Genomic DNA, 19,700 nt, shown 5'->3' on the forward strand with positions numbered 1-19,700 from the left:
GTCATCCGAGCTGGTCCGGCGAGGTCACCGGCCGTTCGCACACGAACCCCCGGCACGCGTAGGCCGCCGCCTGACCGTCGACGGCGGTGCGCCCGGTCAGGAGGGGTACGTCGTCACGCGGCCCGTCCGCGACGACGACCACCGCGCCGGGCAGCCGTCGGGCGCGCGCAGCGAGGGCGTCCCGATCGGAGCCGGACGGGCCGACGACCGCGACCTCGAGCGGGCCGTCGAGCATCGTGTGGGCCGCGGCCAGGGACCAGCCCGCGAAGCGCGGGGCACGCTCGGCGAGCTGCGCGACCGTCGCGAGCGCCTCCTCCGCGGCGTCGCGGTAGCGGCCCTCGCCGGTCAGCGCGTGGGCGGTCACGAGCGCGTGGATCACGCTGCTGAAGCCGCTCGGCGAAGCGTTGTCGCCGGGATCGCGCGGGCGCGCGACGAGGGTCTCGGCGTCGTCGTGGGTGTCGTAGAAGCCGCCGTCGGGCGCCCGGAAGCCGGCAAGCGCGTGGTCGAGCAGGCCGGTCGCCAGGGTGAGCCAGCGGGCATCACCGGTGGCCTGGACGAGAGAGAGGAATCCCGACGCGACGCAGCCGTAGTCCTCGAGGACACCAGCGTGCGGGCCGACCACACCGTCGCGCGAGACGCGCAGGATCGAGCCGTCGCCGGGCAGGTGGAGGCGGACCAGCAGGTCGGCGGCGGCGAGGGCCGCGTCGACGTACTGCTGCTCACCGAGGAGGAGGCCGGCGTCGCACAACCCGCTGATCGCGAGGCCGTTCCAGGCGGCGACGACCTTGTCGTCCCGGCCGGGCCGCGGACGCAGGGCGCGCACGTCGAGGAGGCGCGCGCGCACCTCGGACAGGCGGGCGCGCTCGTGGCTGTCGGCCGGGAAGTGGCGCAGCTGGAGCGTGGAGGTGCCGTGCTCGAACGTGCCCTCCGCGGTGACGGCGAACAGGTCGGCCGCCCAGGCCCCGCGGGACTCGCCCAGCGCCTCGGTGAGCTGAGCGGGCGTCCAGGCGTAGAACGCACCCTCCTCGCTCTTGCCCGTCACGGGGTCGGGGCTGTCGGCGTCGAGAGCAGAGGCGAAACCACCCTCCGCGGTGCGCAGCTCGCGCAGCAGGAAGTCGGCGGACTCCCGTGCGACCCGATCGCCGGTCTCGGTGCCGAGACGCGCGTAGAAGCCGATGAGCTGGGCGTTGTCGTAGAGCATCTTCTCGAAGTGCGGCACGACCCAGCCGCGGTCGACGGCGTAGCGGGCGAACCCGCCGCCGAGCTGGTCGTACATGCCTCCCCCGGCCATCGCCGCCGCCGTACGAGCCACCATGTGGCGGGCCTGGTTGGACCCGTACCTCCGCAGGAACTCCAGCACCATCGTCGGCGGGAACTTGGGTGCGTTGCCGAAGCCGCCCGCCATCGGGTCGAACTCCTCGGCCAGCTTCTCGACCGCGGCGTCCAGGAGCTCGGCCGACAGCGAGCCGGTCGGCAGGTCGCCCGAGGCGGCGAGGTGCTCGCGCAGCTGACCGGCCACTCGTCGTACCTCTTCGGGGCGGTCGTGCCACGCCTCGCTCAGCGCCTGCAGCACCTGGGTGAAGGCCGGCTGGCCGTGCCGCGGCTGCGGCGGGAAGTAGGTGCCGGCGAAGAAGGGCGCGCCCTCGTGGTCGAGCACCACCGTCATCGGCCAGCCGCCGTGGCCGGTCATCGCCGTCGTCGCCTGCATGTAGACCGCGTCGACGTCGGGCCGCTCCTCGCGGTCGACCTTGATGTTGACGTAGTGCTCGTTCATGAAGGCCGCCGTGGCCTCGTCCTCGAAGGACTCGTGTGCCATGACGTGGCACCAGTGGCAGGCGGCGTAGCCGACGCTCAGCAGGACCGGGACGTTGCGACTGCGCGCCTCAGCGAAGGCCTCCGGGCTCCACTCCCACCAGTCGACGGGGTTGTCCTTGTGCTGCTGGAGGTAGGGGCTCGTGGCAGCGGCGAGGCGGTTCACCCGGCCATGATCCCCCACCCGCCGACCGGGCTCTGCCTCCGGTCAGGCCATCTGCGGGATGTGCAGGTGGGCGTAGGCCAGGTCGAACTCGTGGACGTCCACGACCATGCCGCCCGACTCCCTCGCCATCCTGCTGCGCAGGTCGTTGGCCGTGTCGCGACTCGCGTGCATCGCAGCGCGGGTCTCCCAGGCCGTGGTGGCGCACGCCAGTCCGGAGGCCCGGTCCACGAGCAGGCTCGCGCTGCAGAATCCCGAGGTCTCTCCGAGCATCAAGAGGATCGCGACGCGGAACGTCTCCGTCATGGCGTCGAGGTCACCCTGGAGCCAGCTCACCCGGCAGCATTCTCCGTGGTGGGAGCGACGCATGGCCGCAACCTCCCACTCGTCGACCTGCATGGAGCCGCCCAGGATGTCGCGACCGCGATCACGGAGCGGCCGGAGTGGCTCGTCGCTGGCACTCATCGCCGCGGGGGTGTCCCAGGAGCTGGTGACGATGCACTGCCCGGTCCTGCGATCGACCAGCATCGAGATCCCTCGGCAGCCCGGCATCGCGTCGAGCATGGGCACCGCTTCGTGCTCGACGAAGGCGATGCCTGCGCCGATCTTCTCGGCCCTTCCGTGGAAGGTGATGGAACGTGCGTGCACGGCCCGCTCCTCTCGGGACGAGGCAGTGCCTGGACCGGCCCTGCCGGTAGTACCTGCTTACTCCTCCGGGAGCCGACGCGCCAGGGTCCAGCGCGGCCTTGTCCACAGGCTCGACCTCCGGCGGTGGCGTGCGAAGGGGTTGTGTCGGACCCTTCGTGTTGTATGACGAACATGACGTACGACGACCTCACCTCTCTCGACTCGACGGCCACCCTGGCCGCGGTCGAGTCGCGCGTGCGCGCCCGACGAGCTGGCGACGTCGAGGACATGGAGCTCGTCCTGCACTGGTGCGACCTCCATTCCGGCGACCCGCAGGCCGAGCCGGGCGCAGCCCCCAAGAGAAAGGGTGGCAACTACCTGCGTCAGATCGGCGGCGACGGCACCCCGAAGGTTGCCGACCTGTCCTTCGCCGAGCTCGCGATGGCACGGCGCGCGGGCGAGGTCTCGACCTCCAACTTCGCCGCAGACGCCCTCGACCTGCGGCACCGGATGCCCTTGCTCGGCGCAGCCGTCCTGCGGCTCGAGATCGACCAGTGGCTGTGGCGCAAGATCGTGCGGCTGACGCGCAAGCTGAGCAACGACCGGGTCGGGTTGGTGGATGCCGCAGTCGCCGCCGCGGTGCACCAGTCCCCCGGCCGGCTCATCGAGCTCGCCGAGGCCAAGGTCATCGAGGCCGATCCCGACCTGCACCGCGCCAAGCTCGAGGAAGACGCCAGGAGCACGGGCGTGTGGCTCAACCGGGTGCGTCCGGGAGAGATCACCGACGACGACGGCGAACCCGCCACGCGCCGGATCACCGCCAAGGTCTCGGCCGGCACCGGTGTGCGGGCCGACGAGAACGTCGACGACCTCGCGGAGGTCATCTTCGACAACACCGAGACCGACGCTGACGGCGATCGGCCGTCGTTCGCCGACTGCCGCCTGCAGGCGTTCGAGATGCTGATGACCAACCCGCACCAGGCGGCAGCCTTCCTCAGCTCGATCGACCCCGACCCTTCCGTCGACCCCGAGCCGGAGCCCGTCAAGCCGCGGCGCAAGCGCAAGCCCGCCACGATCACGATCTTCGTGACCGACAAGGTCCTCTGCGGTCAGGTCCCGGGCGTGGCCCGCGTCGAGGACTACGGTCCCGTCCTCGCCGCGCAGCTGCCCGAGCTGTTCGAGGGCCGCGACGTCGTCGTACAGCCGGTGATCGACCTCAGCACCGTGAAGGCGGTCAACAGCTACGAGCACCCAGCGGCGGTCAAGCAGCGCACCCTCCTCCGCACCGGCGGCGACGTATTCCCGCACTCCACCAGCCGCAGCACTGCTCGGCTGGACCACGACCACCCGACGCCGTACGACCCGAAAGGTCCACCCGGTCAGACCGGCGACCACAACGACGGCCCACTGACGCGACGCCACCACCGCGCCAAGACCCACCTCACCTACGAATGCCGCCAGATCGGCTTGGGCGCCTACCGGTGGATCTCTCCCCACGGCCTCGCCCGCTCGGTCACCCGGCTCGGCACCAGGGACATCGAGATCCTCCGAGATCCCGGGGGACGAGCCATCGGAGAGATCTACGGCAGCCCAGGGTTCGAGCTGCTGCTCTAGGGTCGCCCCATGTGGGACTTCGCGGAGATGTCGAGCGACGAAGTGGCGTCCCTGCGCGCTCGTTACGAGCCGCTCACGCAGTCGATCCGCGAGCTCATCGACGCGGCTCTGCACGTCGACGCTGACAACCAGGTGGTCGACCAGGCCAAGGCCCAGATCGACGCCGCGGCCGAGCTCCTGCGCGCGCATCCTGCGTCGACGCGCCAGGGCATGGCCCTGACCCCTGAGGGCGAGAGCATCCCGTGGGACAACCTGGGCAACGGGATCCGCAACCCTCTCGCGCCGCCGCTGGTGGTCGAGCACACCGGCCCGACGAGCGCCCGGATCGACGTGGAGCTCGGAGCGGCGTACGAAGGACCGCCCGGACACGTGCACGGCGGCTACTGCGCCCTGGTGCTCGACCAGATCCTCGGCGAGGTCGCGAGCCGAGGCAGCATCGAGACCGTCGCCGCGACGGGGACGATCAGCCTGCGCTACCTCCGCCCGACCAAGCTCGGCCGGCTGCACGTCGAGGCCGAGATCCAGCGGACTGAGGGTCGCAAGATCTTCATCACCGGCCACATCGCCGACGAGGACGGCACGACCGTCACCGCCGAGGGCCTGTTCATCGTCCTCCGGCAATAGACGGTGGGACCGGCCGCGGTCCTGGTGCGGCTACTCAAGCGGTCCGAAGGTCCTGCGCACGGGAGCGCTCGCGTTGTCCGCGACGTCGGTCGCCACCGCGACGATGTGCCACTTGGTCAGCAGGCTGCGGGGCAGCGTGACCGACCAGGTGCACGAGGTGCCGCCGTCACAGGTGACGGTGTCGGTCTTCGTGTAGTTCGACAGCAGTCCCGACGTCGACATCGTGACCGTGACCGTCTTGACCCCGGACAACGTGTCGCCCGCGGTGCCGCTCACGCTCCGGCCCTCCTTGCGGCTGATCGTCGCAGTCGGAGCTTGCGTGTCCCGTTTGATGACCAAACTGAGACTTGACCGGTGACCGAACGGGTCGCCGGCGTTTCCCGTGACCGTCCTGCCCGGCGTGTCCTGGTCGACGTAGACCCAGTCAGGGAACCGTGGGACGCACCAATGGCCGTAGGACTCGTCCCGACAATCGAATGCCACCATGACGGTCGTGTTGTTCCAGCCAGCCGCATTCGGCGCCGGGTGAACGATGGCGCGGATGGTCGGCGCCTTCGCGTCGACCGTCGCATACCCAACCCTCGGCGTCCCTACGTTTCCTGCACGGTCGACTGCCCAGTGCGTCAACTTGACGGTCCCGCCCTCCGGATTGAGGGCCGCCCAGATCCCGCTCATGTCCCAGCCGTCGTTCGGGGGGAGCACGCCTGAGATTTCTTCGGCCGCGCCGTCACCCTCGATCCGGTAGTGGATCTCCTTCACCCCGGAGCTGCCTTCGGAATCGGCCGCGCCGAACTCGGCGTAGAGCGACCCTGCACACACGCGCTGACCCTCGATGCAGTACGGGAGGTGGACCCAGGAGTCCGGAAGGGTGGCATCCAACTTCAGCTCGTAGGGAGTCGTGTTGCCCGCAACGTCGGCAACGGTCCCGGAGACGTGGGAGTCACCCCCCGTCAGCGCCACTGGGTTGGCACAGGTGACGATGCCCGAGAGGAGGTCCCTGCACAACAACGTCACCGTCGTCGGTGCGGTGTACCAACCCTCATCGTTGGGCCGCGGGAACAGCTCGACGATCGGCCCGGTCTTGTCGATCCCGACGGTGACGGCCCCGGTCGCACAGTTGCCGGCGGCGTCGCACGCCTCGTCCGAGACCACGCGATGAACACCCTCGTCCGAGATCACCTGGGCCGCCGGCCTCGACACGATCCCGGAGCTCGGATCGGCATCGGTGACCCGCCAGGAGATGGTGACGTCGTCGGTGTACCAACGCCCCTCGTCCCCGATCCAGAACCCGCTGTCGGGATCCCGGTCGGGCACGCCCTGGACGGTCGGCGGGGTGGTGTCCGCCTCCCCGTCCGCACGAGCCACGCTTGGAGCGAGCGCGGCCAAAGCGCCGCACGCCACCACCAGCGACACACCCAAAAGTCTTCTTGTCGGCCCCACGCCACGCTCCTGACCTTGAACGGTCAGCCCGGGACCCGACCACCCCTCAGCATGCTCGCCGGGTCCACGACACGGAACCGCCCATCCGGACTAGGCACATGGCCCGGAGGACTCATCTCTGGACGTAGCCCGTGCCCCGCTCCTCGCGCTCCCAGACCGGGTCCGCTGTGTCCAGGCCCTCAGCACGCAACGCGCGCTTGAGCACCTTGTTGGTGGCCGTGGTCGGCACCTCGTCGGCAAGGCGCACGTAGCGCGGCCAGGCTTTGGGCGACAGGTCGGGCTGTGCGGCGAGGAACGCCTCGAAGTCGACCGCCTCCAGCTTGGCGTCGTCGCGCAGCACCAGCGTCACCATCAACTGGTCCCCCACGTTGGCATCGGGTACGGCGTAGACGCACGCCTGGCTGATCGAGGGGTGTCGCAGGAGCAGCGCCTCGATCGGGGCGGCGGCGAGGTTCTCGCCGTCGACGCGCAGCCAGTCGTCGGTGCGGCCGGCGAGGTAGATGAAGCCGGCCTCGTCGCGGTAGCCGAGGTCGCCGGACCAGTACATCCCGCCATCGAGTCGCGCGGCGGTCGCCGCCTCGTCGTTGTAGTAGCCGCTGAAGAAGCCCGCGCCCTGGGTGTTGACCAGCTCGCCGACGCACTCGTCGAGGTTGGTCACCGCGCCGGTGCCGTCGAAGACCGCGCGCGGGCACTCGGTGCGAGTTTCCCGGTCGTAGACGGCCACGCCCTCGAAGGGCTGGCCGATCGAGCCGGCCGGGGTGTCGTCGGTGCGGGTGATGATGACCGCGGTCTCGGTCGAGCCGAAGCCATCCCACACGGTGCAGCCGAAGCGACGTCCGAACTCCTCGATGTCGCGGTCAGAAGCCTCGTTGCCGAAGGCGACCCGCAGCGGGTTGTCGGCGTCGTCGGGCAGCTCGGGCGTCGCGAGGACGTAGGCGAGCGGCTTGCCGACATAGTTCATGTAGGTGGCGCCGTACTTTCGGACGTCCGAAAGGAAACCGGTCGCGCTGAACTTCCGCGCGAGCGCGATCGCCGCACCGCCGCACAGGGCCGGCGCAAACGACGACATGACCGCGTTGGAGTGGAAGAGCGGCATCGCGCAGTAACAGACGTCGGCGGGGGTGAGCGCGTACTTGTCGGCCAAGACGCTGCCCGCCATCACCACCATGAAGTTGCTGACCTGCACCGCCTTCGGGTCACCGCTCGTGCCCGAGGTGAAGATCAGCATGAACGTGTCCATCGCGCCGACCTCGGGGAAGCCGTCGACCTCGCGCGCCGCACCCGCGCAGAGCGATGCCCACTCCTCGCCGTCGGTGTCGACCACCCGAGCGCCACCCAGGTCGAGACCGTCGAGCAGAGGCAGGTGCTCGGCATCGGTCAGCAGGACCTGGCAGTCCGCCCGTCGTACGTCGGCGGCCAGTGCCGCTCCGCGACGCGTCGCGTTGATGCCAGCCGTGACGTGCCCGCCGACGGCGCCGGCCAGGAGGGCGCGGACCATCTCCGGCGTGTTCTCCATGAGTACGCCGACGTGCAGCGGTCGCTCCGGATCAGCCCACGAGCGCACCACCCGCGCTCGAGCCGCGGCGTCGCCGACGGTCTCGGCCCAGGTCCATCGGTCGTCCTCGAACGCAAGGCCCACGGCCGAGCTGTCCGCCAGCGCACGGACCAGCTGCTGCACGGTCTCAGGCATCGATGACCTCCAGCGCCGGAGCGGCGGCAGTGTCGGTGGCGGAGGGCGTCAGGTGGCGCACCAGGAAGGACACCGCGTGCGCGAGCGCGGGCTCGTGCCACGGCTTGCCCTCGAAGATGTCGAAGTGGTCGCACGGGTAGTGCCGCACCTCGGCCTTGCCCTTGAACGCTGCTTTCGCCGAGGCGTACGGCGGCGCGCTCTGGTCGAAGTCGGCGATCTGCACGAGCAGGGGGCACGTGATGCGCGCGGCGTCGGCCTGCGGCTTGCGGGAGCCGAGCTCGAGCGCCACGTCGGCGGCGATCTCGTTGCGCCAGGTCGGTCCGGCGATCGCCAGGTAGTCCTCGAGCGCACCGGGCAGCGTCATCGCGCCGATCTCGCCGGGGCGCGCGACGATCGGCATCATCACCGAGCCGCGTCCGGCTCGCGCCGACACCCGGCCGCGGATGCCGCGGGCGGTGGCGCGCAGCAGCTCGCTCTTGGTGTGGGTGGCGGTCGCGTGGACCGCTGCGGCGATGCCATCGACCATCGGCACGACCGAGACCACGGCGGCGACGTCGGTGCGGTCCGCCGCTGCCCGAAGGACGTGGCCACCGGCGAGGGAGACGCCCCACAGCACGATCCGCGTCGGGTCGACGCCGGGCAGCGCAGCGGCCGCCTTCATCGCCGCACGGAAGTCGGCCAGCTGACCTTCGAGCGAGACGGTCTGCCTCGGGAAGCCCGCGCTGCCACCGAAGCCGCGGTAGTCGAACGCGAGCACGTCGAGACCCGCGGCGGCGAAGCCACGGGCGAACGGCTCGAGGCCCGAGTCACGTGTGCCGCCGAGCCCGTGCGCCATGACGACGACCGGTCGGCCCGCAGAAGTGGCGAGCGAGTCGTCGGCGGCGACGTAGTGCGTCGCCTCGCAGGTGGTGCCCTCGGAGACGAAGGTCAGGGTCTGAAGGTTCATGAGGAGCTCCCGTAGATGGTGCGCAGCCAGATGAAGGCCAGCGACTCGATGTGGAGGTCGCGCGCGGGGCCGGAGCCGAGCGAGTGCCGCTCGAGCGCGTGGTCGTTGAGATCGAGCAGGACCGCGGCGACCGCGCCGGCGTCGGGCCCGTCGGTCGCCCGACCGGCGGCGCGCTCGGTCTCGATCATCCCGGCGATGATGCGGGCGAAGTCGGCCCGACCCGCGTCCCACATCTCGCGGACGGTCGCGCTCGACGCCCGCGCCTCGAGCAGGGCGCGGTAGGTGTGCGGACTGGTGTCGACGGAGTCGAAGAGCTTGGTGATCGCCGCGCGGAACCGCCCTTCAGGAGTGCCCTCCGCCTTGATGAGCAGCTCGTTGGCGTCGAGCGCGTCGTCGTAGAGGTCCTGCATGAGAGCCATGACGGCCAGCGCCTTGCTCTCGAAGTAGAAGTAGAACGCCGACCGGGTGACCCCTGCGCGCCGCGAGATCTCCGCGACGTTGATCTCGTCGAGGGTCTGCTCGCGCAGCAGCCCGTCGAAGGCCTGCAGCAGCGCGTCGCGACGGGCGTCGCCGCGGTTGGGACCGCGGCGATCGACCAGACGGTCCCAGTCGCCGCTGCTCATCGCGTCGCCCGTGCTCATCGCGTCGCCCGTGCTCATCGCCCCGCCGCCCGCGCAACCGCGCGCTGACGACCGGCGGGAATCTCGCGAGCCCGGATGTCGTGCTCGTAGATGAAGTAGTCGACCTGCTGGGTGTGGCGCGGCGTCTTGAGCACGTGGCCGACGTACTTGGCCTCGTCCTCCTTGATCACCCGCTCCATATCGGCGATCGGCGGCAGCGCGTAGGCGCCGACCAGGTGGGCGGCAGCCAGCCGGGCCTGCGACTCGACGAACGGGAAGAGCGTCGGGGTCGACTGCGCGAAGCCGATGAAGGTGAGGTCGTCGATGCCGGGCTTGTACATCCGCTTGAAGAGCGGGAAGTGGTTGTCGGGCGCGCTGAGGAAGTCCGGTTCGAAGAACGGGAACGTGATGTTGTAGCCCGTCGCCCACACGATGACGTCGAAGTCGTCGCTGGTGCCGTCGTCGAAGTGGACGGTCTCCCCGCCGAGCCGGGTGATGTTGGGCTTCGGCGTGACGTCGCCGGACCCGAGCCGTAGCGGCAGCTCGACCGACTGCGTCGGGTGCGCCTCGAAGAACTTGTGGTTGGGCTCGGGCAGGCCGTAGAGCGCGCCGTTGGAGCCGTTCATGAACTGCGCCTTCTGCATGATCTTGCGCTGCCAGGCGAGCGGAAGGTACGGCGTCGTGCGGTACATCGTGTCGGCGGGCTTGCCGTAGACGTACTTCGGCACGATCCAGGCGCCGCTGCGGGTCGACAGCGTCACCTTGGTCTGCAGCGACTTCGAGGACAGCTCGACCGCGATGTCGGCTGCGCTGTTGCCCAGCCCCACCACGAGGATCCGCTTGCCGAAGAAGTCGACCGGCGTGCGGGGGTCGATGTAGTGGTGCGAGTGGATCGCCACCCCGGTGAACTCACCGGGGAAGTCGGGGAAGCGCGGGTCCCAGTGGTGGCCGTTGGCGACGACCAGGTGGTCGAAGCGTCGGGTGTCACCGGCCTGGTCGAGGATCTCCCAGCCGCCGCTCTCGAGGCGCGTCGCGCGGGCGACGCCGTTCTCGAACTCGATGCGCGGCTTGAGGTCGAAGGCCTCGGCGTAGGACTCGAGGTAGTCCTTGATCTGCGTGTGGTGCGGGAAGTCCGGGTAGCTGTCCGGCATCGGGAAGTCGCGGAAGGAGAGGCGCTCCTTCGAGGTGTCGATGTGCAGCGAGCGGTAGGCGCTGCTGTGCCCGTTGGGGTTGCCGAACGCCCAGTTGCCGCCGATGCGGTCAGAGGACTCGAAGCACGTGTAGGGCACGCCGTAGTCGGTCAGCATCTTGCCGGTCGTGAGGCCGCTGATGCCGGCGCCGATGATCGCTGTGGTGGGGTTCACATGACCCACCGTATGGGCTACGTTTGACACGTGTCAATCAATTCTGACGAGCGTCAATCCCCCGTCACCGTCGTGATCGGCGGCGCCTCCGGCATCGGCGAGGCCACCGCCCAGGACCTCCGCGCCCACGGCCACACCGTCGTCGTCGCCGACCTCAATCCCCCTGCCGACGACCCTGCAGCCGTGCGGGTCGACGTCGCCGACGAGGCGTCGGTCGCCGCCCTTTTCGACAAGGTCGTCACCACGCACGGCGGCTTCACCGGCGTCGTCAACTGCGCCGGCGTCAGCACGCTGAGCCAGATCGTCGAGCACGACGCGGCGGAGTTCCGTCGGGTGATCGACGTGTGCCTGACCGGCGCGTTCCTCGTGCTCAAGCACGGCGGCGCCCGCATCACCGATGGCGGTGCGCTCGTGTCCCTCTCGTCGCTCAACGCCCGCCAGCCGGGCACGGGCATGGCGGCGTACTGCTCCGCGAAGGCGGGCCTGGTGATGCTCACCCAGGTCGCCGCCCTCGAGCTCGGACCGCGGCGGGTCCGCGTCAACGCGGTCTCCCCCGGCCTCGTCGTCACCCCGCTCACCGCGCCCGCGATGGACATCCCCGGCGTGCGCGACGCCTACCTCGACAACACCCCGCTCGCCCGCAGCGGCGAGCCCGCGGAGATCGCCGCGCTGCTGCGCTTCCTGCTCTCCGACGACGCCGCCTGGATCACCGGCGAGAACATCGACATCAACGGCGGAGCACACCTCCAGCGCTACCCCGACCTGCACGGACTCGTGATGAAGGCCTTCGCATGAGCAGGGCGAAGGCACACCCCCAGGGTTGGTACGACGGCAAGGTCGCTGTCGTGACCGGAGGCGGATCCGGCATCGGGGCCGCCCTCGTCAAGGCGCTGCGGGCAGCGGGAGCGACGGCGATCGCCGCCGACCTCGAGCCGCCGGCCGACGGCGTCAAGCTCGACGTCACCGACGCCGGCGCCGTCCAGGCACTGGTCGACGACGTGGTCGCCGAGCACGGCCGTCTCGACCTGATGTTCAACAACGCCGGCATCAGCCTCATCGGTGAGACCCAGGACCTGACCCTCGCCCAGTGGGACTCGATCATCGACGTCAACATCCGCGGCGTCGTGCACGGCGTCGCTGCGGCCTACCCACAGCTGATCCGCCAGGACGGCGGCCACATCGTCAACACCGCGTCGATGGGCGGGCTGATGGCGGCCGGGTTGCTGACGTCGTACGTCATGACCAAGCACGCGGTCGTCGGCCTCTCCCTCGCGCTGCGGTCGGAGGCCGCGGCCCACCACGTCGGCGTGACCGCGATCTGCCCGGCCGCCGTCAACACCCCGATCCTCGACAAGGGCGAGTTCGGCAAGATCCGCGGGCGCGACTACTTCCTCAAGGGCCAGGGCGTGCGCAAGCCGGTCGACCCCGACGCGCTCGCCGCGCGCGTGCTCGCGGCCGTCGCTGCCGATGAGGCGCTCGTGATCGAGCCGGTCCAGGCCCGCATCGCGCATCGTCTCCAGCGCGTCGCCCCCGGCTTCACCCAGCGTGCGTCGATCAAGTTCGTCGATCGGCAGCGCAAGCTCGCCGCCCGTTGACAACGAATCAGGCCAACCATACATTCATCCACACTTTGTATGAATGAATGGAGATCCGATGAGTCTGGGTAAGACGGCTGTCGTCCTCGGCGGGAGCATGGCGGGCCTGTGCGCCGCGGGTGCTCTCGCGCCTCACTTCGAGGAGGTCCTCGTCCTCGAGCGCGACGAGCTGCCAGCCGACGCCGAGCACCGGCGCGGCGTACCGCAGAGCAAGCACCCGCACTTCCTGCTCAACTCGGGGCGTCGCGCGATCGGTGAGCTGTTCCCCGGCTTCGAGGACGACCTGATCGCGGCCGGCGGCCTGCACCTGATGCCGTCGATGGACGCGGCCTACCTCGAGCGCACCGGTTGGGCCTCGCGCAAGAAGTCGTCGATGACGATGGTCTACAGCTCGCGGATCCTGATCGAGCGGGTGCTCCGCGACAAGGTGCGCGAGCTCAGCAACGTCGTGATCCGCGAGGGCGTCTCCGTGCGCGGCATCGAGACGGCCGACGGTGGCGGCGCGCAGGGGCGGGTCACCGGCGTCGCCTTCTCCAGCGACAAAGTCGGTGACGAGCGGATCGACGCCGACCTGGTCGTCGATGCGTTGGGCCGCGGCTCGTCGGTGTCCGACTGGCTCGTGGCCGCCGGCTGGGCCGAGACGCCGGTGCAGACACTGGACGCCAAGGTCACCTACACGTCGCGGTGGTACGACCTGCCGGCTCCCGAGGCCCGCCCTGCCGCCTGGTGGTGGCAGCACCTGGTGATCATGCCGACTCAGCACAAGGGCGAGCACCCGCCCGAGCACGAGTTCCTCGTCAATTTCTTCCCCATCGAGGGCGGCCGGACGATCGCGTGCATGGGGTCGTGGGGCATCGACATGCCCCGTACGACGGACGACTTCGTCGCCTCCGCCGAGCGGGTTCGGGCGCCGCTGTTTGCCGAGGCGATGGCGGCCTGCGACCCGGTCTCGGAGGTGCACCTGACCCGCTCGACCGGCAACAAGTGGCGCCGCTACGACAAGCTCCCCCAGGTCCCGTCAGGCATCGTCTTCATCGGCGACGCGATCTGCGCGTTCAATCCGTTCTACGCCCAGGGCATCAGCGCGGCGTCCGGCTCGGCGCTGATCCTGCGCGCGCACCTCGACGAGGCCGCAGCCTCCGGGCAGCCTCTGGACCAGCGGTTCTTCAAGCGGTTCCTCGCCGAGCAGCGCAAGGGGCTCAAGGTCCCGTGGGGCATGGCCATGGCCCGCGACCGAGGCTACGAGTGCGCCACCGGCACCGAGACGCTGCCGGCCTGGCAGCGCAAGATCGTTGCAGCGATGGCCTGGCAGGCGTTCAACCTCATCACGGGCGCAGCCCGCGAGGACGCGGTCATCGACGAGCACTTCGGGCGCGTCTTCAACCTCGACGAGTCGATGGCCGACATGATGAAGAATCCCCGAGTTCTGGGCGGACTGGTGCGCCACCAGGTGAGAACGATGCTCGGCCGCCGCACCGTCCCGTTCGGCTTCGACGCGCAGCAGGATCCTCCGGACACCGACTGGACGCCCGAGGCCGTGGACCACCCGATCGAGATGGCAGGCACCCGATGAGCACGTCGTGCGAGAAGGCCGCGGAGCAGGTCACGAAGGCCCTCGGGTTCGACTGCCACGACGTGAGCCCGGTCGTCTCCTTCCACAACCCGTTCGACCTCGCCAACGGGACCATGCCGGTCCTCGAGCTGGTCATCATCGGCGGCGCGGTGTTCGCCCTGGTGCACGCCCTGCGACGGCTGCGCGCGGGCGACCCGATCAACATCGCGATCTGGTGCGCGTCGCTGATCTACCTCTTCGTCACCGAGCCACCGCTCTACTTCCCGGAGTGGTTCGGGCTGGACAAGCAGTACGGCTTCATCTTCGCCCACAACATCTTCACGGTGCAGTTCATGTGGGACCGGCTCCCGCTCTACATCATCGCGATCTACCCGGCCCTCAGCCAGCTCGTCTACGAGGTCGTTCGCGTGATGGGGGTGTTCCGTGACCGCGGCGCACTCGTCGGGTCGATCCTGGTCGCCTTCGTCTGCCAGGTCTTCTACGAGATCTTCGACCAGCTCGGGCCACAGCTGAAGTGGTGGGGGTGGAACGACGCCAACATCGACGTCAACCACCCCACGCTGGCATCCGTGCCGATGACGAGCATGCTGCTCTTCGCATCGGTCTCGTTCGGTGTGATGACCTTCCTCGCGATCAAGCTGGTGGGTTCCCGCGCCCCGGACGGCGGCCCGCGGCGCGGGTGGTCGCTCGGGTGGCGGATCGCGGTGGCCGGCGTACTCACCCCGCCGTCGATGGCGCTCTTCGGCATTCCGTCGGGCGTGTTCGGCGGCGAGACCCCCAACATCACCGCCCAGGCCTGGGTCCTCGGGATCGAGCTCGCCCTGGTCTGGGCAGCGGGAGCGTGGATCCTCGTCGACCACGTCCGGCGACGGGGCTCGGCGACACCCGAGCCGATGACCGCCTTCGCGCGGATCTACCCGGTCGTCTACCTTGCCGGGATGGCGGCACTCTGGCTGACGGCACTCCCGGCGTTCTTCGACGCCGACGGTGGCATCACGAGTGACGGCACCCCGATCGGCAGCGGGCTCTACACGATCGCCTGCTTCCTCGGCGCCGCCGCCGTCCTGGGCGCACTGCACGGCGTACGGCGCCGGACCTCCACCCCGCGAACGGTCGAGGTGGGCTGAGCGCGGTGGGTCATCACGGTTGGCAAGGCAGGCCGCCACGGACCGAGGACGAGGCGCGCGAGCGGATCGTCGCGGCCGCAGAGGCGTGCCTGGCGAGGTTCGGGCCCGCCAAGACGACGCTGTCCGACGTGGCGAGCGAGCTCGGCGTCACGCGCCAGACCGTCTACCGCTATTACGCCAACCTGGCCGAGCTCCTCGGCGCCGTGGCCCAGGCAGGGCTCGAGGACTTCGTCGACCGGATGGAGCGACACCTCGCGACCTTCAGCACTCCCGCGGAGGCGGCGATCGAGTCGATCGTCTTCGCCCTGCAGGCGATCCCGGAGGAACCCCACATCGGGGCTCTCTTCATGGCCGGGGAGACCGAGGTCTTCAGCCGCGACGTCACCTCGCCGATGGCCGTCGAGGTCGGCGCCGGGATCCTGCGCCGGATCCCCGTCGACTGGACCGAGATCGGCGTCGTCGACGACGAGCTCGAGGACCTCGCCGAGATCCTGATGCGGTTGTTCGGGTCCTTCCTGCAGTACCCCGCAGACCCGCCACGGTCAGAGGATCAGCTGCGGGCCCTCGTCCGGCGATGGCTCGGACCGGCGCTCCGCCGCGGCGCCGATCCCGCTCAGTCGGTCGCTGCGTCGTAGGCCGCGTTGGTGAGCAGGTACGACGACCGCACCGGCCCTCCGCTGTCGAGGGACCGGGCCAGGAGGTTCGTCGCACCACAACCGATGCTGACGCGCTTCACGGTGACCACGACCGTCTTGTGCTTGCTCGGGGCCAGCACCGGCGTGTAATAGGTCCCTGCCATCGCGGCGGCTGTGATGTCGGTGCTGCCGACCTTCACGGTCGTCGTGAACGCGGGACAGGCCGACAGGTCCCAGACGTGCAGGCCGATCGGTCCCGAACCGGCGCCGTCGTTTTGCAGTCGGAGGCTGTAGGTGGCCTTCTGCCCGACCTTGAGCGCCGGCCCCGTCATCGTCTGTCCCGACACGGGCCCGCCGATGGAGGGCTGGGACCCGTTCTTGACGAAGAGCTCGTAGCCCGTGGTTCCGGCAGAAGGTGCAGCCGTGTTCGTCTCGGTGTCGATGCCCTCGATGAGGACGCCGAGGTCGGTGAGCAGGTCCACGTCGACCCTCGAGGTCGTCTGGCCGACGGCGGTGGGCGTGACCTTGAGCAGGTAGGCCCCCGCCTTCCCGGGAGCGATGGCCGGGGTCACGTAGTCCCCGCCGTCGACCGGCAGCTCGTGCGCGCCCGCCCCGGTCGTCCAGAGGCTGGCCGTCGCCGTCGCACCCGACTGGGTCAGGCGCACCTTGAAGGAGCGGGCCACGGTGTCCTCGTTGAGGATGCCCACCTTGTAGGTCCGCAGCTTCCCGGACTCGGTGACGCCGCGGGTGACGAGATGGCCCTGCCCGGTGTAGACCGACCCCGCACCGAGGATCTTCAGGTCGGCGGGAGCCCGACCCGTGCCGGACAGGCTCACGTCGTCGGGTGTCGCGGAAGCGTTGTCCGGGAGCGTGAGGGTCGCTGACAGCGCCCCCAGGGCCTGCGGCCGGAACTGGACCACCACCGAGCAGGACTCGCCGACGGGCACCTGCTGGTGGCTGCAGGCGTCGCTCGTGGTCGCGAAGCTCGAGGCTCCCGGGCCGGTGATCGCGGCCCCGCCGAAGGCCAGCGGCCCTACGCCGTCGTTGGTCACGACCACGGTCTGGCTGGTGCCGGTCCGACCGACGTCCTCGGTGCCGAAGACGAGCGCAGCCGGGTCGTGCTCGGCGCGCGGCTCGAGTGTGTAGGTGATCACGACGAGCCTGGAATCGACGGTCGCCGGGACCGTCAACGTGCCGCCCGCGGGGACGATGCTGGAGCCGCCGCCACCGCCGCCAGCATTCATCCGGTTGGGACATGCGCTGTGCCGGCCGCCGCCGCCCCCACCGCCACCACCGAAGTAGCCACCGCCACCACCGCCGCCGCCGTACGTCGAGTCCGCACCGTCACCTCCCGTGGCCCCTCCGGGAGACCCGGGGCCGAAGCTCTCGTCGGGCACGAAGGTGCATGTCACCGTTCCGCCCATGCCCCCGGCGCCGCCGCTCGAGCTCCCACCGGGCCGACCGCCCTGTGCCTGGCCGGGGCCGTCGTTGCCCGCCGACGACGCTCCGGCCGCTCCGGCGTGGCCGCCGCGCGAACCAGCGGCTCCCTGACTGGTGAAGAAGCCGCCTGCGCCGCCACCACCAGCGGCCTGGAGAAGAACGGGCCCGCCACCGACCTGCGTGACGACGGTCGAGCCGCCGCCGTCCCCGCCACCGCCGGTCGCCGCTCCCCCGTCGTCGCGGAACTCGATGGAGAAGCTGTCGCCGACCGCGGTCGGGATGTCAGCGTCGATCACGGCCGGGCGCCCGCCGGGCCTGGAGTCGGTCAGACCGCTCTGGTCCACGCTCGCTTCGCCGACCTCACCGACGGCGTGCACGTGGATGCTCGTCACCTCATCGGGGACGGGCAGCGTGAAGGTGCTGCCCGGTGCCCCGGTGAAGGTGCAGGTCACCTCCGCGACGACTTGCTGGCACTGAGGTGGCAGCTCGGCCGCGGCCGAGACGACGTCGAGGGCGACGACGCCGGTCGTGGCGAGGACTCCGGCGAGCGCGACCGCAGCCCGGCCTCGCAGGGATGAAGGGGCAAGAACCGACATCGAGTGGACCTAGTCTGCTGTGCCGAGACGGGAGCACGGACCATCGAGACTAGGGGCGCGCGGCGGGCCGGGAAAATAGTCCGTCCGGGCCAGTCGGTGGGTTCAGGCGCTACGCCGCGGCGTCGGCCGACCAGCCGTCGAACAGCCTCAGGTAGGTCTCGGCATCCTCCATCATCAGCGCGTGGCGCCGGTCGTCGAGGACGTGGCCCACCCAATCGCGGCGCGCTGCGAGGACCGAGCGCAGGACCTTCGCGGGCACGAGCGCATCGTGGGTGCCGCCGAGCAGCAGCGTGGGCGCCTCGACGGCGTGGACCGCTCGCCAGACCCTGCGCGGATCGGCCCACAGCGCGGAGATCGAGCGGGTCGCGGCCAGGAGTGTGCGCCGGCGATCCACCCCCTCGATGTCCTCAGCGAAGTCGGCCGCCATCAGGTCGAGCACGGCGCGGTCGATGCCCTCGGGATCGGAGTAGATCAGCCCGAGCATCGCGCGGTTGCGACGCGCAGTGAGGCCGGGGCCGGCCAGACCGACGACGCCGAGCGCGAGCGCGCTGAGCGAGGACAGGGCGATCGGCACCATCTGGTCGATGGTGGGGCGACTCGGGCAGAGGAAGCCGAGCGGCGTCCGCGGCGGCAGCGCAGGTGAGACCAGGACCAGCTGGTCGACGCGGTCGGGATGCTCGGCCGCGAGGAGGGTGGAGATCAGGCCGCCCATCGAGTTGCCGTGGAGGGTGAACGAGTCCCAGCCGAGCGTGTCGGCGACCGCGAGCACGAAGGCGACGTAGCCGTCGATGGTGATCGCGTCCTCACCGGCGGGCGTACGGCCGAAGCCGGGGAGGTCGAGCGCGACCACCGGGCCCTGCTCGGCAAGGCCCTCGATCACCTCGATCCAGGTCACGGACGAGCCGCCCAGCCCGTGCACGAGCAGTTGCGGGCGGTCGGCCGACGGTCCCCGGCCGGGCGCGCGCAGCACCCGTACCGGCCGGCCGGCCACGTCCAGGGCGCCGTCGGTCACGGTCGGCCAGGGGCGCAGCAGCGTCTTGTTCACGTCGGTCGTCACGTTGGCATGGTGCCCGATCACGCGCCGTGGAGCAGGAACACCCCGGCGCAGTGGGCGACGAATCCTGCGGCGGTGAAGCAGTGGAAGACCTCGTGGAAGCCGAACCAGGCCGGCCACGGGTCCGGCCGGCGACGGGCGTAGACGACGGCTCCGACGGAGTAGAGGACCCCGCCGGCCAGCAGCAGCGCCAGTGCTGCCGGCCGGCCCGAGCCGAGGAGCTGGGGCGTGAAGGCGATCGCGACCCACCCGAGCGCGAGGTAAGAACCGGTCGTCGCCCACCGCGGCGCGCGGGGGAAGCCGAGCCGGAACACCGCTCCGATCGTGGCGCCCGACCAAGCCAGGACGAGCATGGTCACGCTCGCCGCTCCGGACAGCAGCAGCACGGCGAAAGGCGTATAGGAGCCGGCGATGAGCACGTAGATGTTGGCGTGGTCGAGCCGCTGCAGCCAGGTGCCGAGCGCACCTTCCCACGGCTTGAGGTTGTAGACCGCCGAGACGGCGAAGAGGAGCAGGGACGACCCGCCGAAGACGGCGATCGCTGCGCGCTCTGAACCGCCGTCGGCCGCCAGGACGAGGACGAGACCGACGATGGCGACGACCGGGGTGAGCCCCGCGTGGACCCAGCCCCGCGTGCGCGGCCGCAGCACGGCCATCAGGTCCGAGGGTGCCTCGAGTGCAATGGTCATGGCGCCGGCCTCCCGTCCGTCGTTGCATCGACGGATCGACCGTCGTGGCGACCTCGGGGGGTAGGTCTTCCTCGAAGGTAGTCAACTGCGC

General features: G+C 70.4%; 17 protein-coding genes. 7 read left to right on the forward strand and 10 right to left on the reverse strand.

Annotated elements, in window-relative coordinates; all coding sequences use genetic code 11:
• Nucleotide 1 precedes the first annotated feature (1 nt).
• Both F0U44_RS10715 and F0U44_RS10720 read right to left on the reverse strand, forming a co-directional pair.
• Complete coding sequence (locus F0U44_RS10715; RefSeq protein WP_149728276.1) at nt 2–1,978, reverse strand: thioredoxin domain-containing protein; 1,977 nt, start codon at nt 1,976–1,978, stop codon at nt 2–4.
• A 42-nt stretch (nt 1,979–2,020) separates the two neighbouring features.
• Complete coding sequence (locus F0U44_RS10720; RefSeq protein WP_149728277.1) at nt 2,021–2,623, reverse strand: antibiotic biosynthesis monooxygenase family protein; 603 nt, start codon at nt 2,621–2,623, stop codon at nt 2,021–2,023.
• Nucleotides 2,624–2,785: 162 nt separating this feature from the next.
• Between F0U44_RS10720 and F0U44_RS10725 the strand changes: the two genes are divergently transcribed.
• Both F0U44_RS10725 and F0U44_RS10730 read left to right on the forward strand, forming a co-directional pair.
• Nucleotides 2,786–4,216, forward strand: coding sequence for a hypothetical protein (locus F0U44_RS10725; protein WP_223163642.1), 1,431 nt, complete (start codon nt 2,786–2,788; stop codon nt 4,214–4,216).
• Between the two features lie 9 nt (nt 4,217–4,225).
• Nucleotides 4,226–4,840, forward strand: coding sequence for a PaaI family thioesterase (locus tag F0U44_RS10730; RefSeq protein ID WP_149728279.1), 615 nt, complete (start codon nt 4,226–4,228; stop codon nt 4,838–4,840).
• A 30-nt stretch (nt 4,841–4,870) separates the two neighbouring features.
• Here the strand turns inward: F0U44_RS10730 and F0U44_RS10735 are convergent, their stop codons facing one another.
• The 5 genes from F0U44_RS10735 to F0U44_RS10755 all read right to left on the reverse strand — a co-directional run bounded on the left by F0U44_RS10735 (nt 4,871) and on the right by F0U44_RS10755 (nt 10,900).
• The gene (locus F0U44_RS10735) at nt 4,871–6,205 is read right to left on the reverse strand and encodes a hypothetical protein (protein WP_149728280.1); all 1,335 of its coding nucleotides are present in this window, start codon (nt 6,203–6,205) and stop codon (nt 4,871–4,873) included.
• 187 nt (nt 6,206–6,392) lie between these two features.
• Nucleotides 6,393–7,970, reverse strand: a complete 1,578-nt coding sequence (fadD1, locus tag F0U44_RS10740) for a fatty-acid--CoA ligase FadD1 (RefSeq protein WP_149728281.1) — start codon at nt 7,968–7,970, stop codon at nt 6,393–6,395.
• The gene (locus F0U44_RS10745; protein WP_149728282.1) at nt 7,963–8,916 is read right to left on the reverse strand and encodes an alpha/beta hydrolase; all 954 of its coding nucleotides are present in this window, start codon (nt 8,914–8,916) and stop codon (nt 7,963–7,965) included. The genes fadD1 and F0U44_RS10745 overlap by 8 nt, the downstream gene beginning before the upstream one ends.
• A complete protein-coding gene (locus F0U44_RS10750) occupies nt 8,913–9,575 on the reverse strand; it encodes a TetR/AcrR family transcriptional regulator (RefSeq protein WP_223163643.1) in 663 nt (220 codons plus the stop codon). Before F0U44_RS10750 ends, F0U44_RS10745 begins: the two co-directional genes overlap by 4 nt.
• On the reverse strand, nt 9,572–10,900 hold the full coding sequence (locus F0U44_RS10755; protein WP_149728283.1) for a flavin-containing monooxygenase: 1,329 nt from the start codon (nt 10,898–10,900) through the stop codon (nt 9,572–9,574). Before F0U44_RS10755 ends, F0U44_RS10750 begins: the two co-directional genes overlap by 4 nt.
• A gap of 30 nt (nt 10,901–10,930) precedes the next feature.
• On the opposite strand from F0U44_RS10755, the gene F0U44_RS10760 reads away from it, so the two are divergent.
• The 5 genes from F0U44_RS10760 to F0U44_RS10780 are packed head-to-tail and all read left to right on the forward strand — an operon-like array spanning nt 10,931 to nt 15,830.
• Entirely contained in the window at nt 10,931–11,695 is a 765-nt protein-coding gene (locus F0U44_RS10760) for an SDR family NAD(P)-dependent oxidoreductase (RefSeq protein ID WP_223163644.1), read from the forward strand.
• Nucleotides 11,692–12,495, forward strand: a complete 804-nt coding sequence (locus tag F0U44_RS10765; RefSeq protein WP_149728284.1) for an SDR family oxidoreductase — start codon at nt 11,692–11,694, stop codon at nt 12,493–12,495. The genes F0U44_RS10760 and F0U44_RS10765 overlap by 4 nt, the downstream gene beginning before the upstream one ends.
• A 58-nt stretch (nt 12,496–12,553) precedes the next feature.
• Nucleotides 12,554–14,068 (forward strand): FAD-dependent oxidoreductase, encoded by a 1,515-nt coding sequence (locus F0U44_RS10770; RefSeq protein WP_149728285.1) that lies wholly within the window; start codon nt 12,554–12,556, stop codon nt 14,066–14,068.
• Nucleotides 14,065–15,195: a hypothetical protein gene (locus F0U44_RS10775; RefSeq protein WP_149728286.1), complete on the forward strand. Its 1,131-nt coding sequence runs from the start codon at nt 14,065–14,067 to the stop codon at nt 15,193–15,195. The genes F0U44_RS10770 and F0U44_RS10775 overlap by 4 nt, the downstream gene beginning before the upstream one ends.
• A 5-nt stretch (nt 15,196–15,200) precedes the next feature.
• Nucleotides 15,201–15,830 carry a TetR/AcrR family transcriptional regulator gene (locus tag F0U44_RS10780; protein WP_149728287.1) on the forward strand — a complete coding sequence of 210 codons (630 nt, stop codon included), beginning with the start codon at nt 15,201–15,203 and terminating at the stop codon, nt 15,828–15,830.
• Here the strand turns inward: F0U44_RS10780 and F0U44_RS23725 are convergent.
• The 3 genes from F0U44_RS23725 to trhA all read right to left on the reverse strand — a co-directional run bounded on the left by F0U44_RS23725 (nt 15,809) and on the right by trhA (nt 19,609).
• Nucleotides 15,809–17,866 (reverse strand): choice-of-anchor D domain-containing protein, encoded by a 2,058-nt coding sequence (locus tag F0U44_RS23725; protein ID WP_188113427.1) that lies wholly within the window; start codon nt 17,864–17,866, stop codon nt 15,809–15,811. The two genes, F0U44_RS10780 and F0U44_RS23725, sit on opposite strands and share 22 nt — an antisense overlap.
• Before the next feature lie 109 nt (nt 17,867–17,975).
• On the reverse strand, nt 17,976–18,923 hold the full coding sequence (locus F0U44_RS10800; RefSeq protein ID WP_188113428.1) for an alpha/beta fold hydrolase: 948 nt from the start codon (nt 18,921–18,923) through the stop codon (nt 17,976–17,978).
• Between the two features lie 17 nt (nt 18,924–18,940).
• Entirely contained in the window at nt 18,941–19,609 is a 669-nt protein-coding gene (gene trhA / locus F0U44_RS10805; RefSeq protein WP_149728291.1) for a PAQR family membrane homeostasis protein TrhA, read from the reverse strand.
• Nucleotides 19,610–19,700: the final 91 nt, after the last annotated feature.

Source organism: Nocardioides humilatus, assembly GCF_008373755.1.
Classification (GTDB): Bacteria; Actinomycetota; Actinomycetes; order Propionibacteriales; family Nocardioidaceae; genus Nocardioides; species Nocardioides humilatus.

What these genes read in the sequence shown, in the direction of transcription:
- F0U44_RS10730 (WP_149728279.1), top strand. Translation starts at nt 4,226, where the DNA reads ATGTGGGACTTCGCGGAGATGTCGAGCGACGAAGTGGCGTCCCTGCGC.
- F0U44_RS23725 (WP_188113427.1), bottom strand. Translation starts at nt 17,866, where the DNA reads ATGTCGGTTCTTGCCCCTTCATCCCTGCGAGGCCGGGCTGCGGTCGCG.
- F0U44_RS10745 (WP_149728282.1), bottom strand. Translation starts at nt 8,916, where the DNA reads ATGAACCTTCAGACCCTGACCTTCGTCTCCGAGGGCACCACCTGCGAG.
- F0U44_RS10765 (WP_149728284.1), top strand. Translation starts at nt 11,692, where the DNA reads ATGAGCAGGGCGAAGGCACACCCCCAGGGTTGGTACGACGGCAAGGTC.
- fadD1 (WP_149728281.1), bottom strand. Translation starts at nt 7,970, where the DNA reads ATGCCTGAGACCGTGCAGCAGCTGGTCCGTGCGCTGGCGGACAGCTCG.
- F0U44_RS10750 (WP_223163643.1), bottom strand. Translation starts at nt 9,575, where the DNA reads ATGAGCACGGGCGACGCGATGAGCACGGGCGACGCGATGAGCAGCGGC.
- F0U44_RS10770 (WP_149728285.1), top strand. Translation starts at nt 12,554, where the DNA reads ATGAGTCTGGGTAAGACGGCTGTCGTCCTCGGCGGGAGCATGGCGGGC.
- F0U44_RS10725 (WP_223163642.1), top strand. Translation starts at nt 2,786, where the DNA reads ATGACGAACATGACGTACGACGACCTCACCTCTCTCGACTCGACGGCC.
- trhA (WP_149728291.1), bottom strand. Translation starts at nt 19,609, where the DNA reads ATGACCATTGCACTCGAGGCACCCTCGGACCTGATGGCCGTGCTGCGG.
- F0U44_RS10775 (WP_149728286.1), top strand. Translation starts at nt 14,065, where the DNA reads ATGAGCACGTCGTGCGAGAAGGCCGCGGAGCAGGTCACGAAGGCCCTC.